Here is a 16,687-nt window from a genome sequence, read left to right as displayed (position 1 = left end):
GAAGGTCCGGCAATGGCCGCGAAGCTCTCGCACGCTCGGCGTATCGCCCTGCCGCTCCTGATCGGCGTCGCCGTCCTCGGCACGGTTGTCCTCACGATGCTTTCACCGCTCTTCCTGGCCTCCCTGGCGTCCACGTTCGACACTAAATGGGAAGAGCTGAGCTGGATAGGCCAGACCTATGGCGCCGCATCCGCGCTCCTGTCGGCCCTCGCGCTGCTGTCGATCGGAATCTCGATCTTTCTCCAGGAGAGAGAATCCCGACGGGTCAGGCAGGACTCCGCGCGCGCCCAGCACCTTCAGCTCGTACAGCTCCTGATCGAGAACCCCGCCTTGATCGAGGCAACGGGCCTGAAGCGAAGCAGGAGGCAGGATCCCCGGCATGATCTCTACCTCAACCTCCTGGTCTCCTACTGGGAGACGCTCTACAGCGTGGGGCAGCTCACGCCGGGCAACGTTCGCGAATACGCGCGCGTGGACCTGTTCTGCACGGAGATCGGGATGCGCTTCTGGGCACGCAGCCGCCGGCACCGTCGGGACATCGCGCTCGCCCTGCCTCGCAGCAAGCGCCAGCCGTACATCGACGTGTTCGAACTCATCGACGGCGTCTGGTGGGACATGAACCAGCCACCTCGCGCGACACCGCTGGACCGCAGCAACCGATATCTCGTGCTAGGCGCAGCAGCCGCCTGCTGCACGGCCGGATATCTGATGCGTGCTCTCCTGAACAAGAGAAAGGCCCGCGCGGAGCTTCCGGCGCGGGCCCTCTAGCCTGGCAGAACGAGCTCAGGCCACGCTCGCGGTGAGCGCCAGGTCGAACTCTCCGTCGCGGACGCCGGCTGTGAAGGCCGACCACTCCTCAGGGGTGAAGACCAGTACGGGACTGTCTTCCCGCTTGCTGTCCCTGATCGCCACGTTGCCGTCGGCGAGCTCGGCGAATTCGACACACGCGGAAGCGCCGCTGCAGCGCGCGCTCTTCCTCCACGCCAGGTGGTTCATCGTTTGCTTGTCCCTAATCCGTGAAAAAGCGTCGCCAGCAGCCCCATCGGTGCTGGTCAACGCCAATGCGAGAGTTTCCGCTGGATGAGAATCCGGGATTCGTCCTCAGGGAGGGCCACCGCGCGAAGCCGCTCGAAGGCCGCTTCGTAGTTTGGCACCAACTGAAGATCGTCGACGATGCGACCGCCATAGAGTGACTCCAGGTAGACGGCATCGTCAAGGTCCACGAACTTCAAATGGATAAATTCCCCCGTCTGGACCGGATGTTGCCCCCCGGCGAACGGGAGAACCTGCACGCTCACGTGGTCCAGCGCCGACATGTCCAGCACATGTCCGAGTTGGTCGCGCATCACTCGAGGCTCACCGAACTGACGTACGAGTACCGACTCGTCGAGTACCAGGCTGAGTTGCGGAGGTCGGCTACGGCTGAGGATCTCTTCTTGACGCTTGAGGCGGACGTCCAGCCTCATCTGCATCACACTGTGAGTGATGCGGGCGACACCGCTGCCCGCGAGGATCAACTCCCGCGCATAGTCCTCAGTCTGCAAGAGGCCGTGCACGATCTGGGGTCCCCAGGCACGATGTGCGATGGCCTCAGCTTCCAGCCCCAGGAAAGTGATCACCTCTGGGGACAGGGCGTTCTCGTAGTACTCCCACCAGCCTCGCCGGTCAGCTTCCTTGAGCAGGACCAGGAGCTCGTCGATCTTGTCTTGGTCGACGCCTAAGTAGGCCCCGAGCGCCTTGATGTCCTCAGGGCTCGGCAGGGTCTTGGCCGCCTCGATCCGGCTGACCTTCGACGCCGACCACTTCAATGCCGCTGCCAGCGTTTTCGCGTTGATCATCTGGCGTTCGCGGAGCAGCTTCAGCTCCTGCCCCAACCGCAGCCGGCGCACCGTGGGACTGATCTGCTCTCGTGGCACCGCACTCCAAAGGCATGAAGATGTGGCCGAAAGGGTCCGTTTGACGCCTCAAATTCGCGGACAGTGCACAACATCTTAACGCGCAACTTGCACGACGAGTGCCATCAGCTTGGCGCATGTTCCGGATTTGGAGAAGGCCCTACCTGGGTCGTGCAAGTTGCACAGCAACCCGCAGCGCAGCTCGCACGGAAACATTCAAGAAAATTTCCCCGATCTGCCTATTGCCGCAAAGAAAGCTCCGGCGCACCATCAACGCAGGAGGGCATACAGGGGACGAGGAGGCCGTCATGACGAAGCGGCCGTTGACCCCCGGCCTCCCCAGAAGCCGCGGCCGTGACGGCCGCCACACCGGCAACGGCGCCGTCCCGGACATCCGCGAGACCACCTGGGAGGCAACCAGCCCGACGCACCCAGAAAAAGGCCGAGCCGCAGATTGAGCGCCTGGCGCCGATGCAAGGGCTGCCACCCTCGGCGATCAGGCCATCAATCCACGGCCCGGCAGAAGTCCACCTTAAGTAATGCCGCGAAGGGGTCTTCTATGTACTCACAAGGTACCAAGGGGCTCAGCCGAATCAAGTCCCGGATCCGGGAACTCATCGCCTGGGCGGATCGAGAGCTGTGCGCGGAAGAGGACGAGTTCGCCTACCGGCGCGGCTGGACCGTCGCCAGGGCGGGCTTCGGCGTCCGCACCTACCGTGACCCGCGCTTCGACCAGCGCCGGGTGCGGATCCCCGAGGAGGTGGCGTGATGTCCTCCCGCAACCCGCGCAACCAGATGTACCCGGGCGTCGAGGACCTGCCGCCGGCCCGGCGGAGCGGTCTGGTGACGGTTCTGTGGCGGTTCCGCACGGAGCTGGGGCTCCTGGCCGCGCTGGTCCTGACCGTCGCGCAGCTCGCCGGCGAGTGGGGCGCGTTCCTGGCGCTGACCGGGGCGGTCTCCGTCCCGGCCGCGACCAGGTTCGGACGCAACTGGCTGGTCGCGCACGCCTGGTGCGTGATCTCCCGGCACCGCGTCCAGCGGACCTGCCTGGAGACGACCATGCACACCCGCGCCGGGCGCATCCCGCTGGTGTTGTGGATCACCCCCACCCGCACCGGCGAGAAGGCGCTGCTGTGGACCAGGGCGGGGATCTCGGCCGAGGAGTTCGTGGCGTACGCGCCCGAGCTGGCCGCGGCCTGCTTCGCCCGCGAGGCGCGGGTCTACCGGCACCGCGACCGGGCCTGCTGGGTCGTCCTGGAGATCGTCCGCTGCGACGAGCGGCCCGGGGCGTTCTCGCCCGGGCTGGAGCGCCTGTACGGCACAGCATGGGTTCCGACGGCCGCCGAGGAGCCCCCCGATCGGGATCTGGCCCTGCTGAGCCGGTGAGATCCCGCTGAAAGGCGAGCCCCGGGACCACGGGGGCCCGGGGCTTGCCCCGCGGAAGATCAGCCGATCCGCGGCGAGGGCTTCCCCACGGCCCGGCCGCGCGCCAAGATGAGTTCATCTGACGAACTCAGGAGTGAGTGGCGATGACGACCGTCCACCGGACCTGCCCCCTCTGCGAGGCCGTTTGCGGCCTGACCCTCACCCTCGACGACGGCGGCCACGTCACGAGTGTCCGCGGCGACAAGGACGACCCGTTCAGCAAGGGCTTCATCTGCCCCAAGGGCGCCAGCCTCGGCAAGCTCGACGAGGACCCGGACCGGCTGTCGAGGCCGGTCGTGCGCGAGGGCGAGACCTGGCGCGAGGCCACCTGGGACGAGGCCTTCGACCTGGTACGGCAGGCGTTCGCCCGGCACGCCGACCGCCAGTCGATCGCCCTCTACCTCGGCAACCCGAGCGCCCACACCATGGCCGGCGCGCTGTACGCAGGCCCGCTGGCCAAGTCGCTCGGCACCAAGCACATCTACTCGGCCAGCACCGCCGACCAGATGCCCAAGCACGTCGCCTGCGGCCTGATGTTCGGCGACCCGCTCAGCATCCCGGTGCCCGACCTCGACCGCACCGGCTACCTGCTGATGCTCGGCGCCAACCCGCTCGACTCCAACGGCTCCCTCTGCACCGCCCCCGACTTCCCCGGCCGGCTCAAGGCGTTGCGCCGGCGCGGCGGCCGGCTGGTCGTGGTGGACCCGCGGGTCACGCGCACCGCCAAGAAGGCCGACGAGCACGTCTTCATCCGCCCGGGCACCGACGCCTACCTGCTGTTCGGCCTGGTGCACACGCTGTTCGCCGAGGGGCTGACCCGGGTCGCGCTGGAGGTCGAGGGGCTGGAGGAGGTCCGGGAGCAGGCCAAGCACTTCCCGCCCGAGCTGGTGGCCCGCCGTACCGGCATCCCGGCCGAGGTGATCGTCCGGCTGGCCCGCGAGCTGGCCGCCGCCGAACACGCGGCGGTATACGCCAGGATCGGCACCTGCACCCAGGAGTTCGGCACCCTCGCCCAGTGGCTGGTCGAGGTGCTCAACGTGCTCACCGGCAACCTCGACCGGCCCGGCGGGGCGATGTTCCCGATGGCGGCCACCGAGTCGCGGCCGCGGCGCAAGCCGTACCGGACGGGAAGATGGGCCAGTCGCGTGCGCGGGCTGCCCGAGGTGAACGGCGAGCTGCCGGTGGCGACGCTGGCCGACGAGATCGAGACGCCGGGCGAAGGGCAGATCCGCTTCCTGATCACGGTGGCGGGCAACCCGGTCATGTCGGCGCCGAACGGGGCCCGGCTGGACGCGGCGTTCGGCTCGCTGGACTTCATGGTGAGCGTCGACCCCTACCTCAACGAGACCACGCGGCACGCGAACGTGATCCTGCCGCCGCCTCGGGTGCTGCAGACCGGGCACTTCGACTTCGCGCTGCTGGGGCTGGCCGTACGCAACTACGCCCGCTACTCGCGTCCGGCGCTGCCGCTCGGCGAGCGGCCGACCGAGGGGCAGATCCTGGCCCGGCTGGCGATGCTGGCCACCGGCCTGGAGGGCGATTTCGACGAGTTCATCATCAGCCAGACGCCCGGCGCGGCCGAGCTGACGCTGGAAGGCGAGAACGGCGCCGAACGGCGGCTGGACATGATGCTCAAGCTGGGCCCCTACGACGGGTTGTCGCTGGGCAAGCTGCTCGACCACCCGCACGGCCTCGACCTGGGCCCGCTGGAGCCGCGGCTGCCCGGCCTGCTCAAGACCGCCTCCGGCCGGGTCGAGCTGGCCCCGCCGCAGCTCCTGGCGGACGTGGACCGGCTGCGGGCCGGGCTCGACACGGAACCGCCCGAGCTGGTGCTGATCGGGCGGCGCCACCTGCGCTCGAACAACAGCTGGATGCACCTGACCGGCGGCAGCAACACCGCGACGCTGCAGATCAACCCGGCCGACGTGGCCCGGCTGGGCCTGGACGGCGAGGCCACGGTCAGCTCGGCCGCCGGGCGGCTGACCGTCGCGCTCGAACCGACCGACACGATCATGCCCGGCGTGGTCAGCCTGCCGCACGGCTGGGCGGAGGCCAACGCGAACGTGCTCACCAACGAGAGCGCGATCGACGTGCCTTCCGGAAACGCGGTCTTCAACGGGGTGCCGGTCACGATCAACGCCCGTTAGGGTGTCGCGCGTGACTATCGCCCCGGAACAGGACCGCCTGAACGCTCAGATCGCCTTCGCCATCGAGATCGACAAGTTGAAGCGCGTGATCCGCCGCAACAACCTGATGGACGACTCCCGGCGCGAGAACGACGCTGAGCATTCGTGGTACGTGAGCCTGCTGGCCATGGTGCTGGGCGAGCACGCCCCGCCCGGCACCGATCTTCAGCGCGTGGTCGCGATGCTGCTCGTGCACGACCTGGTGGAGATCGACGCCGGGGACACCTTCATCTACGACGCGGACGCGGTGGCCGCGCAGGCCGACGCCGAGCGCGCCGCCGCCGACCGCATCTTCGCCCTGCTCCCGGAGCCGCAGGGGCCGCAGCTCCGTGCGCTCTGGGAGGAGTTCGAGGACCGGGTGACCCCCGAGGCCCGGTTCGCCAAGGCGCTCGACCGCTTCGCGCCGATCCTCGCCAACCATCAGAACGAGGGCGGCACGTGGCGCCTGCACTCGGTCACCTCCGGCCAGGTGCTGGAGAAGGTCGAGATCATCGAGGCGGGTTGCCCCTCGCTGGGCGCCTATGCGCGTGAGTTGGTGGAGCTCTCGGTGAAGAGAGGGCATCTTGCGCCATAACCGTGGGTAGGGGGAGGGCGTGGAGGAGACAGTTAAGGCACGAAGGCGGCATTCGCGGCGCTTTGTCGGGCCGGTCGACCTCGCGGATCGGCTGGAGCGGACCAGGGCGCTCGACAAACCCATCCAGCTCCTGGCCAAAGCCGTACGAGACCGGCTGGGCCCAGGGCGGCTGCGCGACCTGCTGCACGGCGTGCCCACCGGAAAACCGCTGCACCCGCCCCTCGCCTCGGTGGCGCTGGGCTGCTTCACCTCGGCCACCGCGCTCGACTTCACCAGCGTCGATCCGCGCGCCTCGCGCGTGTTGATCGGCACCGGCCTGGTCTCCGCGCTGCCCACCGCCGCGGCCGGCCTGACCGACTGGTCCTCGCTCCACCGCGAGCAGCAACGCGTCGGTTTCGTGCACCTGATGGCCAACCTCGCCGCGCTCGGCCTCTACTCGGCCTCCCTGCTGGTACGGCTCCGCGGCCGTGAAGGCGGCGGGCGGCTGCTCGGCCTGGCCGGGCTGAGCCTGGCCGGACTCGGCGGCTACCTCGGCGGCCACATGGCCTACCGGCAGGCCGCCGGGGCCAACCACGCCGAGCAGGTGGCCCACCTCGTCCCGCTCGGCTGGCACGACCTGTGCCCGATCAAGGACCTGCCCGACGGGCGGCCGGTGGCGCGCCGGCTCGGCTACATCCAGCTCTTCGTCCTGCGGCACGGCGACAGCGTGTCCGTGCTCGCCGACCGCTGCTCGCACCTGGCCGGACCGCTGCACCAGGGCCGGCTCACCCTCGAGGACGGCGAAGCGTGCGTGGTCTGCCCCTGGCACGGCAGCACCTTCCGGCTGGCCGACGGCAGCGTCAAACACGGGCCCGCGACGGCTCCGCAACCCTGCTTCCAGACGCGGGTGCGCGGGGACGGGGTGATCCAGGTCCGTCCCGGGGTTGACCTCAACAAAGGTTGAGGTCGTAGCGTCGGTGACATGATTCTTGTCACCGGTGCCACCGGAAATGTCGGTCGTCATGTCGTCACCCAGCTCGCCGAAGCCGGGGTGCCCGTCCGTGCCCTCGTGCGTGACCCCGCCCGGGCGGCCTTCCCGGCCGGGGTCGAGGTGGTGCGCGGCGACCTCACCGATCCCGCCTCACTCGAACCGGCGCTCGACGGGGTGGAGGACGTGTTCCTCGTCTGGCCGGGCTTCGCGGCCGAGACCGCGGCGGCGGTCGTCGACGTGATCAAGCGGCGGGCTCGGCGGGTGGTCTACCTGTCGGCCAACGTGGTGCCGGGCTCGACCATGTTCCACGTGACCGTCGAGCAGCTCATCCGGGACTCCGGGCTCGCCTGGACCTTCCTGCGGCCCGGCGGCTTCGCCACCAACACCCTGGGGTGGATCGACGAGGTTCGGGGGTCGGGGGTGGTGTCCTGGGTGTACGGCGAGGCGGCCCGGTCGTTGATCCACGAGGCGGACATCGCGGCCGTGGCCACGCATGTGCTGGTTTCTGCTGGGCACGCTCGGCAGGCGTATGTCCTGACCGGGCCTGAGGCGATCACCCAGGCTGAGCAGGTTCGGATCATCGGGGAGGAGCTGGGGGTGGAGGCTCGGTGGGAGGAGCTCGACCCTGCGGCCGGGTTTGCGGTGGCCAAGGGGATCTTCGGGACCGATGAGGGGGCTCGGGAGGCCATGGAGGGGTGGGGGTCGTTTGTCGCCTCGCCTGAGGTGGTTACCGACACGGTTTCCCGGCTGCTGGGGCGGGCGCCTTTGACCTATCGACAGTGGGTTCGCGACCGGCTGGCCATGTAGCCCCAGCCGGTCCACCGGCGGCCGGCCGTACTCCCCCGAGGATCTCCAAAGTCCACCCCAGCCCGAGAGGTGGGGTGGACGGGGACGGGCGGGTGGGGTCACGGGGAGGAGCCGACTGGGCCGGCGAAAACTCAGTCCGCTTCCCCGTCCGCCGGGTGTTCGACGAGGGCGAGGATGCGGCTGGACATGAAGCGGGCGGTGCGGACCGGGCTGCCGGTCCTGGTGACTTCGCTGACCTCGATGAGCCCGCGGCGGTTGCTGACCTCGACCCGGCGGCCGGCTCTGGTGGCGACGACTTCGTAGGTACGCGGTGCGCCTTCCCCGGCGTCAATGACGATTTCGACCCGGTCACCCTTCATGTCCGGATATCTACCCGAATACTAGTTTGATAATCGCCAAAATCCCGACACAAACGATGATCCCGCGCAGCACCGGAGCAGGGATCTTACGCCCGATCTTGGCCCCCAAGAACCCCCCGATCGTCGACCCCACCGCGATCGCCAGCACCGCCCACCAGTCGATCTCCGCGATGACGATGAACAACGCCGCAGCCGTGAAGTTGACGATCAGCGACAGCACGTTCTTGGCCGCGTTGACCCGCTGCAACCCCTCGCTGAGCATCGCCCCGAGGATCCCGATCAGCAGCACGCCCTGGGCCGCCCCGAAATACCCGCCGTACACCCCGGCCCCGAAGACGCCGAGCCACAACCACGGTCCGCCGTTGGGGTGCGCCTTCTCCCGCCACCCGGCCGTCCACCGGTTGAGCTGCGGCTGGATGACCACCAGCACGCAGGCCACCCCGATCAGCACCGGCACGACCACCTGGAACACACCCGGATCCAGGTTGATCAGCAGCAACCCGCCCAGCGCCGAGCCGAGCAACGACCCGACCCCCAGCCGGACGAGCCGGTCACGCTGCCCCTTGAGCTCGGCGCGGTAGCCGTACGCCCCGGTGAAGGACCCGGGCACCAGGCCGATGTTGTTGGACACGTTCGCGACCACCGGGGGCACCCCGATCGCGACCAGCGTGGGGAAGGTGATCAACGAGCCGGAGCCGACGACGGCGTTGATCGCGCCCGCTCCGATGCCCGCGGCGACCACGGCGACGACTTCCAGGGGTGTCATGGGGTGAGCCTAGAGCCGTCCGCATCGTGGACTCAGGTGGGGTCGCCCTCCCGCCTGAGCAGGCCGAGAGTCGCCTGGTCGGGCGGCACGACCCACACCGCGTTGCCCTGCCCCTTGGCGATCTCGGGCAGGGTCATCAGGTACTGGTAGGCCAGCAGCCGCTGGTCGGCGTGGTTCTCCTCCAGCGCGCGGGCGAGCAGGCCGATCGCGTCCGCCTGGCCCTTGGCCCGCATGCCCTCGGCCCGCGCCTCGGCCTGGGCCCGCAACACGATCGCCTCGGCCTCGCCCTCGGCCCGCAGCAGCGCCGCGCGCTTCTCCCCCTCGGCCGACAGGATGGCCGCGCGCTTCTCGCCCTCGGCGGCGGCGATGGCCGCCTCCTTGTCGCGTTCGGCGCGCTTGTGGCGTTCCATCGACTCCTGGATGGAGGCGGGCGGGTCGATCGCCTTGAGCTCGACGCGCTTGACGCGCACGCCCCACGCCTCGGTGGTCTCGGTGAGCGCGCCGCGCAGCTTGGCGGCGATCTCCTCGCGGGAGGCGAGCGCGGTGTCGACGTCCATGCCGCCGATCACGTTGCGCAGGGTGGTCGCGGTGAGCTGCTCCATGGCGCCGAGGTAGTTGGCGATCTCGTACGTCGCTGACTTGGGGTTGGTCACCTGGTAGAAGAGGACCACGTCGACCGAGACGATCAGGTTGTCGGCGGTGGTGACCGACTGCGGCGGGAAGGGCTGGGCGCGCTCGCGCATGTCGATCGTGTCGCGCACCCGGTCGATGAACGGCACGACCAGGTTGGTGCCGGGGTTGAGCGTGCGGTGGTAGCCGCCGAGCCGCTCGACGATGGCCGCCGTGCCCTGCGGGATGACCCGGATCGACCGGATCACCACGAACCCCACGACGCCGATCGCGACGACTGCCACTGCCAGAAGTTCGACGTTCATGGCGACGCTCCGGGGGAGATGGAGGCTGACCACCGAAATGATATTCGCTGATCCCCCGCGAGGACCGCTAACCCCACAATTACGATCTAGTACGCCCTGGCGTACCAACGCCCCTCGGGACTGCGTTCGAGCACGAGCGGCACGCCGAAGGTCTTGGACAGGTTGTCGGCGGTCATGACCTGGTCGAGCGGCCCCTGCGCCACGACGGAGCCGTGCCGCAGCAGCAGGCCGTGGGTGAACCCGCTGGGCACCTCCTCCACGTGGTGGGTGACCAGCACCATGGTCGGCGCGCGGTGGTCGTGGGCCAGCAGCGACAGCCGGCGCATCAAATCCTCGCGACCGCCCAGGTCGAGCCCGGCGGCGGGCTCGTCGAGCAGCAGCAGTTCGGGGTCGGGCATGAGCGCCCGGGCGATCTGGACCCGCTTGCGCTCGCCCTCCGACAGCGTGCCGAAGCGCCGCCGGATCAGGTGGGCCGCGCCCATCATGTCGATCAGCTCGACCGCGCGGGTGACGTCGTTGGAGTCGTACTCCTCCGAGTAGCGCCCGATGATCGCGTACGAGGCGGTCAGCACGAGGTCGATGACCTTCTCGTCCGGCGGGATGCGCTCGGCCAGCGCCGCGCTGGCCAGCCCGATCCGCGGCCGCAGGTCGAACACGTCCGTCTGGCCGAGCTGCTCGCCGAGCACCTCGACCACGCCCTCGCTCGGGTAGAGCAACGTCGCCGCGACCTGCAGCAGCGTGGTCTTCCCCGCCCCGTTCGGCCCGATCACGACCCAGCGTTCGTCCTCGTTGACGGCCCAGTCGATGCCACGCAGCAGGGCCGCTCCGTCCCGCCGCACGGCGACGTCCTGGAGCCGCAGCACCTGACCACCCATCCCGCACCCTTCCCTTCGACCAAGAGGTCTGGGACAAACCTATCGCCGCATATCGTGGATCCGTGCATGCTGAATCGCCGGTGTCTACGGCACTTGTCGCCTGGGGCAACGCGTGGCTGGCCGGGCACGTCGGCCTGGACGAGGCGGCCGACCAGGTGGAGCAGGCCCACGGGCCGGTCATGGTGGCGGCGCGGTCGCTCCGCGCGCACCTGGCGGACCTGCGGCTCTCCGGGCTCAGCGAGTTTAGGCTGGCGTTGCCCGCGCCCGGCGACCCGCTCGGCCTGTCCGGTCCGCCGCCCTTCAACGCCGCGGCCATCGACGCCGGTCAGGCGGTGATCGCCGTGCTGCCCGAGGGCAACCAGGGCCTGGTCCCCCAGCCCGATCTGCGGGGCTCGTCCTACCGGGGGGTGGCCTTCACGGTCCACCCGGCCGGTCCGGTGCGGGTCGACCTGGCCGGGGTCGCCGAGGCCGAGCGGGAGCTGGCGGGCGTGATGCGGACCGCGACCCAGGCCTTCGACGGCGTCGACGGGCCGGTGGCCGCGCGGCCGGAGCGGCTGCCCGCCGCCGAGCTCGCCCCCGGCTACCCCGCCCGCGCGCACCGGGTGCAGGCGCTGGCCGGCCGGCTGGCCGTCGTGCTGCGCCTGGCCGAGCAGCGCGGTCTCACCGCGGGCCAGCTCGCCACCCGCGACCTGGCCCTGCGCGAGCTCGACCGGGCGGTACGGCGAGCCCAGGTCGCCGCCCACCACGCGATCCTCGAACCCCAGGGCCTGTAGCGGTCAGGACGCGGGGGTGGACAGCTTCCAGAACCGGATCTGCTTGTCCTTCCCCGCGGAGATCACCGTCGGCTGGTCGTTGACGGGCACCACAGCCACGGCGTAGACCGGCGAGCGGTTGCCCTTGATGATCGGGCCGGTGGCCTTGCGCGCCGTCGCGTCCCACAGCCGGATCGTGCCGTCGGTCCCGCCGGAGACCAGCAGCGCGTCCTGGCCGCCGCGGGCGAAGGCGAGCGAGTAGACGATCTTCTTGTGCCCGGTGAGCGGCTTGCCGAGCTGCTTGCCGGACTTGGGGTCCCAGAAGCGGATCGTGCCGTCCTCGCTGCCGGAGGCGACCATGGTCCTGTCGCCGACGGCCCCGATGGCGACGGAGTAGACGCCCTTCTTGTGGCCGCGGTAGTAGTTCTTGCTGTAGGCCTTGCGCTTGTCGAGGTCCCAGGCGCGCAGCGTCCGGTCCTCGCTGGCCGAGATGACGACCGTGCGGCCGTCGATCTGGCCGACGCTGAGCCAGTTCACGCCCTGGCGGTGGGCGCGCAGGCTGTTGCCGATCTGCTTGCGCTTGGCGAGGTCCCAGAAGCGCAGGTAGCCCTTGGCGTCGCCGGTGACGGCGATCATGCGCCCGCGCACCTTGCCGACCGCGGCGGCGAAGATCGAGTCGCCGTGCGTGCCGAGGGCCCGGCCGGTGCCCTTGTCCAGGTTCCAGAGCCGGATCGTGCCGTCGTAGCCGCCGGAGATCGCGCCCGGCTTGCCGTTCATGGTGAAGCACGCGACCGCGTACACCTCGCCGCGGTGCCCGCGCAGGCGCTTGCTCAGCGAGCGCTTCTCGGCGTTCCACAGCCGCAGCGTGCCGTCCTGGCCGCCGGACAGCAGCATCGGGCGGCCGTCGACGGTGACGGCGGAGAAGGACTGGATCGCCTTGGTGTGGCCCTTGAGCGCCTTGCCGTCCTGCTTGCCGAGTTCCAGGGCGGCGACGAGCGTCTGCTGCTCCGGCGTGACCGTGGGCGTCGGGGTCGGCGTCACGGTCGGGGTGGGTGTCGGGGTGGGCGTGGGCGTCGGGGTGGGCGGCGCCGAGCTGACCACGTTGCTCGTGGCGCCCGCGTTGGTGGTCTGCGGGTCCTTGGCGAACAGGCCGGGCGCGACGAACAGCACGCCGGCGGCGAGCACCAGCGCCACCGCGAGGGTGCCGCCGACCAGCGCGGCCCGCTTGCGGCGGCCGCCGGCCTGGCGGTCCTCCTGGCCGGCCTCGCGGAAGAAGGCGTCGTTGTCGTTGGGCTGCCCGGGACCCATCGGGTACGGCGGAGCCGCCTGCCGGGGTGGTGAGCCGGCCGGGTGGGTGGGCGGTTGCGGCCCGGACGGGCTGGTCCAGCCCGAGGGGTTGGGGTGGGCCTGCGGGTAGGCCGGGTGGCCGTAGCCGTCGGGGCGTGCGAAGCCGGGGGCGCCCTGCGGTCCGGACGGCTGGTTGTAGGGGCTGACCGGGTGCCCGGGAGGCGGGCCGTAGGGGCCGCCCTGCTGCGGGACGCCGTAGGGCCCGTGCGGCTGACCAGGCTGCGGCTGAGCGGGGTGGGGTTGAGCGGAGTGGGGTTGAGCGGGGTGCGGCTGGCCGGGGTAGAGGGGCGGGCCCGGCTGCGGCGGCACGTACGGCTCGGCCGGGGCGTCGGCCGCCGCGACCTGGGTGCCGGTCGTGAGCGCGAGGTCGGAGTCCCCCATCGGCGTCGAGCCCTGGTTCTCCAGCAACGCGAAGAGCGCCTCGGCCGCGGTGGGCCGCTCCTCGGCCCGCTTGCTGAGGCAGGCCTGCACCAGCGGCCGCAGGTTGTCCGGCAACGCCGACAGGTCGGCCTGCTCGTTCATCACCCGGTAGATGACCGCCGGCAGGCTGTCCTGCCCGAAGGCGGGCCGCCCGGTCGCGGCGAAGGTCATGGTCAGCGCCCAGCTGAACATGTCGCTGGGCGGCCCCACCCGCTCCCCGGCGATCTGCTCGGGCGACATGTACGCGGGCGTGCCGACCACGCCGCTGGAGATGGTCATCGCCGAGTCGAGCGCCCGGGCGATGCCGAAGTCGATGACGCGCGGCCCGTCGGGGCCCATGAGCACGTTGCTGGGCTTGAGGTCGCGGTGCACGATGCCGGCGCGGTGGATGGCGGCCAGCGCGGTGACGGTGCCGACGGCCAGCCGGTAGAGCACGCCGCCGCGGCGCGGTCCCTCGTTCTGCACGACGAGCTGCAGGGAGACGCCCTCGACCAGCTCGCTGACGATGTACGGGTTCTCGCCCTCCATGCTGGCGTCCAGCACCTGGGCGGTGCAGAACTGGGCGACCCGGCGGGCCGCCTCGACCTCGCGCATGAAGCGTTCGGCGTCGACACCGGGCTTGTCCAGCCGGGTGTTGAGCAGCTTGATCGCTACCAGTTCCCCGTTCTGGCTCTCCCCCTTGAAGACGATCCCCTGGGCCCCCTTGCCCAGCCGTCCGAGCAGCCGATACGGCCCCAAGGTGGCTGGATCGCCCGGTTGCAAGGGGTGCGTGTCAGGCACCTTGAACCCTCCCCGTCCTGCGTGTCCCCCGTCGCAAGAGTGACCGCCGTGAACAATGCTGTGCAAGCTACAGCCCATCACGATAGATCATCACTTTTTGCGAAATATTTGCCCTAGGTAATAATCCCCTAGAGAATCGGCGTTTTCTACACCGTACGGGGAGCCATCACCATGCGCAGAACTCTCGGCACGCTATTGGGCGTCAGCCTGATCGCGGCGCCGCTGGCCGTCTTCACACCGGCCGCGCAGGCGGAGGCCGCTTCTGGCCGCCCGCCGTACTCCAAGTTCAAGATCTCCGTGAAGTACGACACACAGACCAAGCGTGGCGGAAAGATCACTTATCTGCTGAAGGCCAAGAACCTCGGGCCTTACTACGCGAACTGGTACTGGGTCGGGGCCAAGGTTCCGAAGGGCGTCGAGCCGCGCCTGACGTGGACCGGCCCGAAGAGCAGCAAGTGCACCTGGGAAGGTGAATGGTTCTGGTGCTGGGGACCGTACGCCCTTGACGTCGGCGACACCGACTGGCTGCAGTTCCAGCTCAAGCTGAAGAAGACCACCAAGGGCGTGGCGACCGCCCGGGTGGGCGTGCTCTCGTTCGACGTGCCCAACGGCGCGGAGAACGTGGACAAGGAGGAGCTCGACCGCATCGGCGAGAGCTTCGACCGGCACTACGACCTGAAGACCACGCACACCAAGATCATCTGGCCGCGGCCCAACCGGCCGCAGCAGAACTGGACTCCTCCGGTCACCAAGAGCTGGAACCCGCCGACCACCAAGACCGAGGAGAACAAGAAGAAGGGCACCTGACCCCGGCCGGCCCCACCGGGTCCGCTAGGCCAGACCGTGCCGGACCGCATACAGCGCAGCCTGCGTGCGGTCCTGTACCCCCAGCTTCATCAGCACGTTCGAGACGTGCGTCTTGACGGTCTTCTCGGCCACGTCGAGGGCGCGGGCGATTTCCCTGTTCGACCGCCCCTCGGCGATCAGCCTGAGCACCTCCCGCTCCCGGTCGGTGAGCGGGACCGGCTTGACCAGCGGAGCCGGGACCGGCGCCGCCGCCGGGCGCTGACCGGCCATCACCGCCTCGGCCGCCTCCGGCGCCAGCAGGACCTGCCCGCCGTGGACCGCCCGCACGCCCTGCACCAGCGCGGCCGGGTCGATGTCCTTGTAGAGGAAACCCGCCGCCCCCGCGCGCATCGCGGGCCCGACGTCCGACCGGTCGCTCATCGAGGTCAGCACCACGATCCGGACGGCGGCGCCGGTCAGCTCGGCCAGCGCGCCCAGCCCGTCGAGCCTCGGCATCTTGAGGTCGAGCAGCAACACGTCCGGCTCGAGCTCGGCCACCAGCTCGACCGCCTCGCGCCCGTCCTTCGCCTCGCCCACCACGGTCATGTCGTCCTGCAGGTCGAGCAGGGTGCGCAGCCCTTGTCGGACGACCGGGTGGTCGTCGGCGATCAGCACGCGGATCAAGCGGGCACCTCCAGCAGCACGGTCGTCCCCCCACCGGAGGACACGACCAGCTTGCCACCCATCGCCTCGGCCCGGTCGCGCATGGAGGCCAGGCCCAGGCCGCGCGAGGCGGCCGGCTCCTCGAACCCGGCGCCGTCGTCGCGCACCGAAAGGGCGAGGCGGCCGTTGTCGTAGGCCAGCCGTACCTCGACGTGCTCGGCCCCGGAGTGACGCAGGGAGTTGTGCAGCGCCTCCTGGGCGACGCGCAGCACGGCGACCTCGGTCTCGGGCGGCAGCTTGGGCAGCTCGTCGCAGGTGAAGGTGACGCGGGCCGGGTGCAGCCGGTCGAGGAGCTGGGCGTGCTTGCGGAGCGTGGTGGCCAGGCCGTGCCGGTCGAGCTCGGCGGGCCGCAGCTCGACGATCACTGCGCGCAGCTCGGCCAGCGCCTCGCCGGCCAGGCGTTGCACCCGGTCGAGCTCGGCCGCGGCCTTGCCGGGGTCGGTGGGCAGCAGGTGCGCGGCGGCCTGCGCGGTCAGCCGGAGCGAGAACAACTTCTGGGTCACCGCGTCGTGCAGCTCGCGGGCCATCCGGTTGCGTTCCTCCAGCATGGCCAGCTCGCGGCCCCGCTCGTACAGGCGCGCGTTGGTCAGCGCGATGGCGGCGTGCGCGGCGAAGAGCGTGAGCAGGTCCTCGTCCTCACGGGTGAAGCCGCCGGGCGCCTGCTTGTTGGCCAGGAAGATGATGCCGAGCACCTGCTCGGCGTTCTTGATCGGCACGCCGATGAAGTCGCGCATCACCGGGTGCGCCTTCGGCCACCACTCGAAGCGCGGGTCCTGGCGCAGGTCGGGCAGCCGCACCGGGGCGCCCTCGCGCAACATCGCGCCCAGCATGCCGTGCTGGCGCGGCAGCGGGCCGATCGCCTCCCACTGCCGGTCGGTCAGGCCCTCCGCCACGAACTCGGCGAACGAGCCCTCCTCGTCGGGCACGCCGAGCGCGGCGTAGCGGGCGTCGAGCAGCCGCTGCGCGGAGCGGACGATGACCTGCAGCACCTCGCGCACCGAGAGGTGGCGGGTCACGGCCAGCACGGCTGAGCTGACGGCCTGCAGGATCGCGTCGCGGTCGGGAGTGCTCACGCCCTTCACCCTAT

General features: G+C 70.3%; 18 protein-coding genes. 9 read left to right on the top strand and 9 right to left on the bottom strand.

Annotated features, from left to right (window positions below):
* Positions 1-12: 12 nt before the first annotated feature.
* Positions 13-768: a DUF6082 family protein gene (locus tag AB0I67_RS08390; RefSeq protein ID WP_357919655.1), complete on the top strand. Its 756-nt coding sequence runs from the start codon at positions 13-15 to the stop codon at positions 766-768.
* Between the two features lie 15 nt (positions 769-783).
* Here the strand turns inward: AB0I67_RS08390 and AB0I67_RS08385 are convergent, their stop codons facing one another.
* A complete protein-coding gene (locus tag AB0I67_RS08385) occupies positions 784-996 on the bottom strand; it encodes a DUF397 domain-containing protein (RefSeq protein ID WP_357919652.1) in 213 nt (70 codons plus the stop codon).
* 56 nt (positions 997-1,052) lie between these two features.
* Positions 1,053-1,916 (bottom strand): helix-turn-helix transcriptional regulator, encoded by an 864-nt coding sequence (locus AB0I67_RS08380; protein ID WP_357919649.1) that lies wholly within the window; start codon positions 1,914-1,916, stop codon positions 1,053-1,055.
* 538 nt (positions 1,917-2,454) lie between these two features.
* On the opposite strand from AB0I67_RS08380, the gene AB0I67_RS08375 reads away from it, so the two are divergent.
* From AB0I67_RS08375 to AB0I67_RS08350, 6 genes are all read left to right on the top strand, one after another.
* A complete protein-coding gene (locus AB0I67_RS08375; RefSeq protein ID WP_357919646.1) occupies positions 2,455-2,664 on the top strand; it encodes a hypothetical protein in 210 nt (69 codons plus the stop codon).
* The gene (locus AB0I67_RS08370) at positions 2,664-3,281 is read left to right on the top strand and encodes a hypothetical protein (protein WP_357919643.1); all 618 of its coding nucleotides are present in this window, start codon (positions 2,664-2,666) and stop codon (positions 3,279-3,281) included. The genes AB0I67_RS08375 and AB0I67_RS08370 overlap by 1 nt, the downstream gene beginning before the upstream one ends.
* Before the next feature lie 143 nt (positions 3,282-3,424).
* Positions 3,425-5,467 carry a molybdopterin-dependent oxidoreductase gene (locus AB0I67_RS08365; protein WP_357919640.1) on the top strand — a complete coding sequence of 681 codons (2,043 nt, stop codon included), beginning with the start codon at positions 3,425-3,427 and terminating at the stop codon, positions 5,465-5,467.
* A 10-nt stretch (positions 5,468-5,477) separates the two neighbouring features.
* Entirely contained in the window at positions 5,478-6,080 is a 603-nt protein-coding gene (locus AB0I67_RS08360) for an HD domain-containing protein (protein ID WP_357919637.1), read from the top strand.
* A 19-nt stretch (positions 6,081-6,099) separates the two neighbouring features.
* On the top strand, positions 6,100-7,023 hold the full coding sequence (locus tag AB0I67_RS08355) for a Rieske 2Fe-2S domain-containing protein (protein ID WP_357919635.1): 924 nt from the start codon (positions 6,100-6,102) through the stop codon (positions 7,021-7,023).
* 18 nt (positions 7,024-7,041) lie between these two features.
* Complete coding sequence (locus tag AB0I67_RS08350; RefSeq protein WP_357919632.1) at positions 7,042-7,857, top strand: NAD(P)H-binding protein; 816 nt, start codon at positions 7,042-7,044, stop codon at positions 7,855-7,857.
* A 131-nt stretch (positions 7,858-7,988) separates the two neighbouring features.
* Here AB0I67_RS08350 and AB0I67_RS08345 read toward each other — a convergent pair whose 3' ends face one another.
* From AB0I67_RS08345 to AB0I67_RS08330, 4 genes are all read right to left on the bottom strand, one after another.
* The gene (locus AB0I67_RS08345) at positions 7,989-8,216 is read right to left on the bottom strand and encodes a hypothetical protein (RefSeq protein ID WP_357919630.1); all 228 of its coding nucleotides are present in this window, start codon (positions 8,214-8,216) and stop codon (positions 7,989-7,991) included.
* A 10-nt stretch (positions 8,217-8,226) separates the two neighbouring features.
* On the bottom strand, positions 8,227-8,982 hold the full coding sequence (locus tag AB0I67_RS08340; protein WP_357919627.1) for a sulfite exporter TauE/SafE family protein: 756 nt from the start codon (positions 8,980-8,982) through the stop codon (positions 8,227-8,229).
* A 32-nt stretch (positions 8,983-9,014) separates the two neighbouring features.
* The gene (locus AB0I67_RS08335) at positions 9,015-9,917 is read right to left on the bottom strand and encodes an SPFH domain-containing protein (protein ID WP_357919624.1); all 903 of its coding nucleotides are present in this window, start codon (positions 9,915-9,917) and stop codon (positions 9,015-9,017) included.
* Between the two features lie 86 nt (positions 9,918-10,003).
* Complete coding sequence (locus AB0I67_RS08330) at positions 10,004-10,792, bottom strand: ABC transporter ATP-binding protein (protein WP_357919621.1); 789 nt, start codon at positions 10,790-10,792, stop codon at positions 10,004-10,006.
* Between the two features lie 62 nt (positions 10,793-10,854).
* On the opposite strand from AB0I67_RS08330, the gene AB0I67_RS08325 reads away from it, so the two are divergent.
* Entirely contained in the window at positions 10,855-11,565 is a 711-nt protein-coding gene (locus tag AB0I67_RS08325; protein WP_357919618.1) for a hypothetical protein, read from the top strand.
* 3 nt (positions 11,566-11,568) lie between these two features.
* Here the strand turns inward: AB0I67_RS08325 and AB0I67_RS08320 are convergent, their stop codons facing one another.
* Positions 11,569-14,091 carry a protein kinase gene (locus tag AB0I67_RS08320; RefSeq protein WP_357919615.1) on the bottom strand — a complete coding sequence of 841 codons (2,523 nt, stop codon included), beginning with the start codon at positions 14,089-14,091 and terminating at the stop codon, positions 11,569-11,571.
* A gap of 171 nt (positions 14,092-14,262) precedes the next feature.
* Between AB0I67_RS08320 and AB0I67_RS08315 the strand changes: the two genes are divergently transcribed.
* The gene (locus AB0I67_RS08315; protein ID WP_357919613.1) at positions 14,263-14,898 is read left to right on the top strand and encodes a hypothetical protein; all 636 of its coding nucleotides are present in this window, start codon (positions 14,263-14,265) and stop codon (positions 14,896-14,898) included.
* A gap of 24 nt (positions 14,899-14,922) precedes the next feature.
* Here the strand turns inward: AB0I67_RS08315 and AB0I67_RS08310 are convergent, their stop codons facing one another.
* A complete protein-coding gene (locus tag AB0I67_RS08310; protein ID WP_357919611.1) occupies positions 14,923-15,561 on the bottom strand; it encodes a response regulator transcription factor in 639 nt (212 codons plus the stop codon).
* Positions 15,558-16,673, bottom strand: a complete 1,116-nt coding sequence (locus tag AB0I67_RS08305; protein WP_357919608.1) for a GAF domain-containing sensor histidine kinase — start codon at positions 16,671-16,673, stop codon at positions 15,558-15,560. The genes AB0I67_RS08310 and AB0I67_RS08305 overlap by 4 nt, the downstream gene beginning before the upstream one ends.
* Positions 16,674-16,687: the final 14 nt, after the last annotated feature.

The organism is Nonomuraea sp. NPDC050310 (assembly GCF_040655795.1).
GTDB lineage: Bacteria > Actinomycetota > Actinomycetes > Streptosporangiales > Streptosporangiaceae > Nonomuraea.
The sequence above is the reverse complement of the archived record's forward strand: the minus strand, read 5'-3'. Positions and strand labels throughout refer to the sequence as shown.

What these genes read in the sequence shown, in the direction of transcription:
- AB0I67_RS08390 (WP_357919655.1), top strand. Translation starts at nt 13, where the DNA reads ATGGCCGCGAAGCTCTCGCACGCTCGGCGTATCGCCCTGCCGCTCCTG.
- AB0I67_RS08385 (WP_357919652.1), bottom strand. Translation starts at nt 996, where the DNA reads ATGAACCACCTGGCGTGGAGGAAGAGCGCGCGCTGCAGCGGCGCTTCC.
- AB0I67_RS08375 (WP_357919646.1), top strand. Translation starts at nt 2,455, where the DNA reads ATGTACTCACAAGGTACCAAGGGGCTCAGCCGAATCAAGTCCCGGATC.
- AB0I67_RS08370 (WP_357919643.1), top strand. Translation starts at nt 2,664, where the DNA reads ATGTCCTCCCGCAACCCGCGCAACCAGATGTACCCGGGCGTCGAGGAC.
- AB0I67_RS08365 (WP_357919640.1), top strand. Translation starts at nt 3,425, where the DNA reads ATGACGACCGTCCACCGGACCTGCCCCCTCTGCGAGGCCGTTTGCGGC.
- AB0I67_RS08350 (WP_357919632.1), top strand. Translation starts at nt 7,042, where the DNA reads ATGATTCTTGTCACCGGTGCCACCGGAAATGTCGGTCGTCATGTCGTC.
- AB0I67_RS08345 (WP_357919630.1), bottom strand. Translation starts at nt 8,216, where the DNA reads ATGAAGGGTGACCGGGTCGAAATCGTCATTGACGCCGGGGAAGGCGCA.
- AB0I67_RS08340 (WP_357919627.1), bottom strand. Translation starts at nt 8,982, where the DNA reads ATGACACCCCTGGAAGTCGTCGCCGTGGTCGCCGCGGGCATCGGAGCG.
- AB0I67_RS08335 (WP_357919624.1), bottom strand. Translation starts at nt 9,917, where the DNA reads ATGAACGTCGAACTTCTGGCAGTGGCAGTCGTCGCGATCGGCGTCGTG.
- AB0I67_RS08330 (WP_357919621.1), bottom strand. Translation starts at nt 10,792, where the DNA reads ATGGGTGGTCAGGTGCTGCGGCTCCAGGACGTCGCCGTGCGGCGGGAC.
- AB0I67_RS08315 (WP_357919613.1), top strand. Translation starts at nt 14,263, where the DNA reads ATGCGCAGAACTCTCGGCACGCTATTGGGCGTCAGCCTGATCGCGGCG.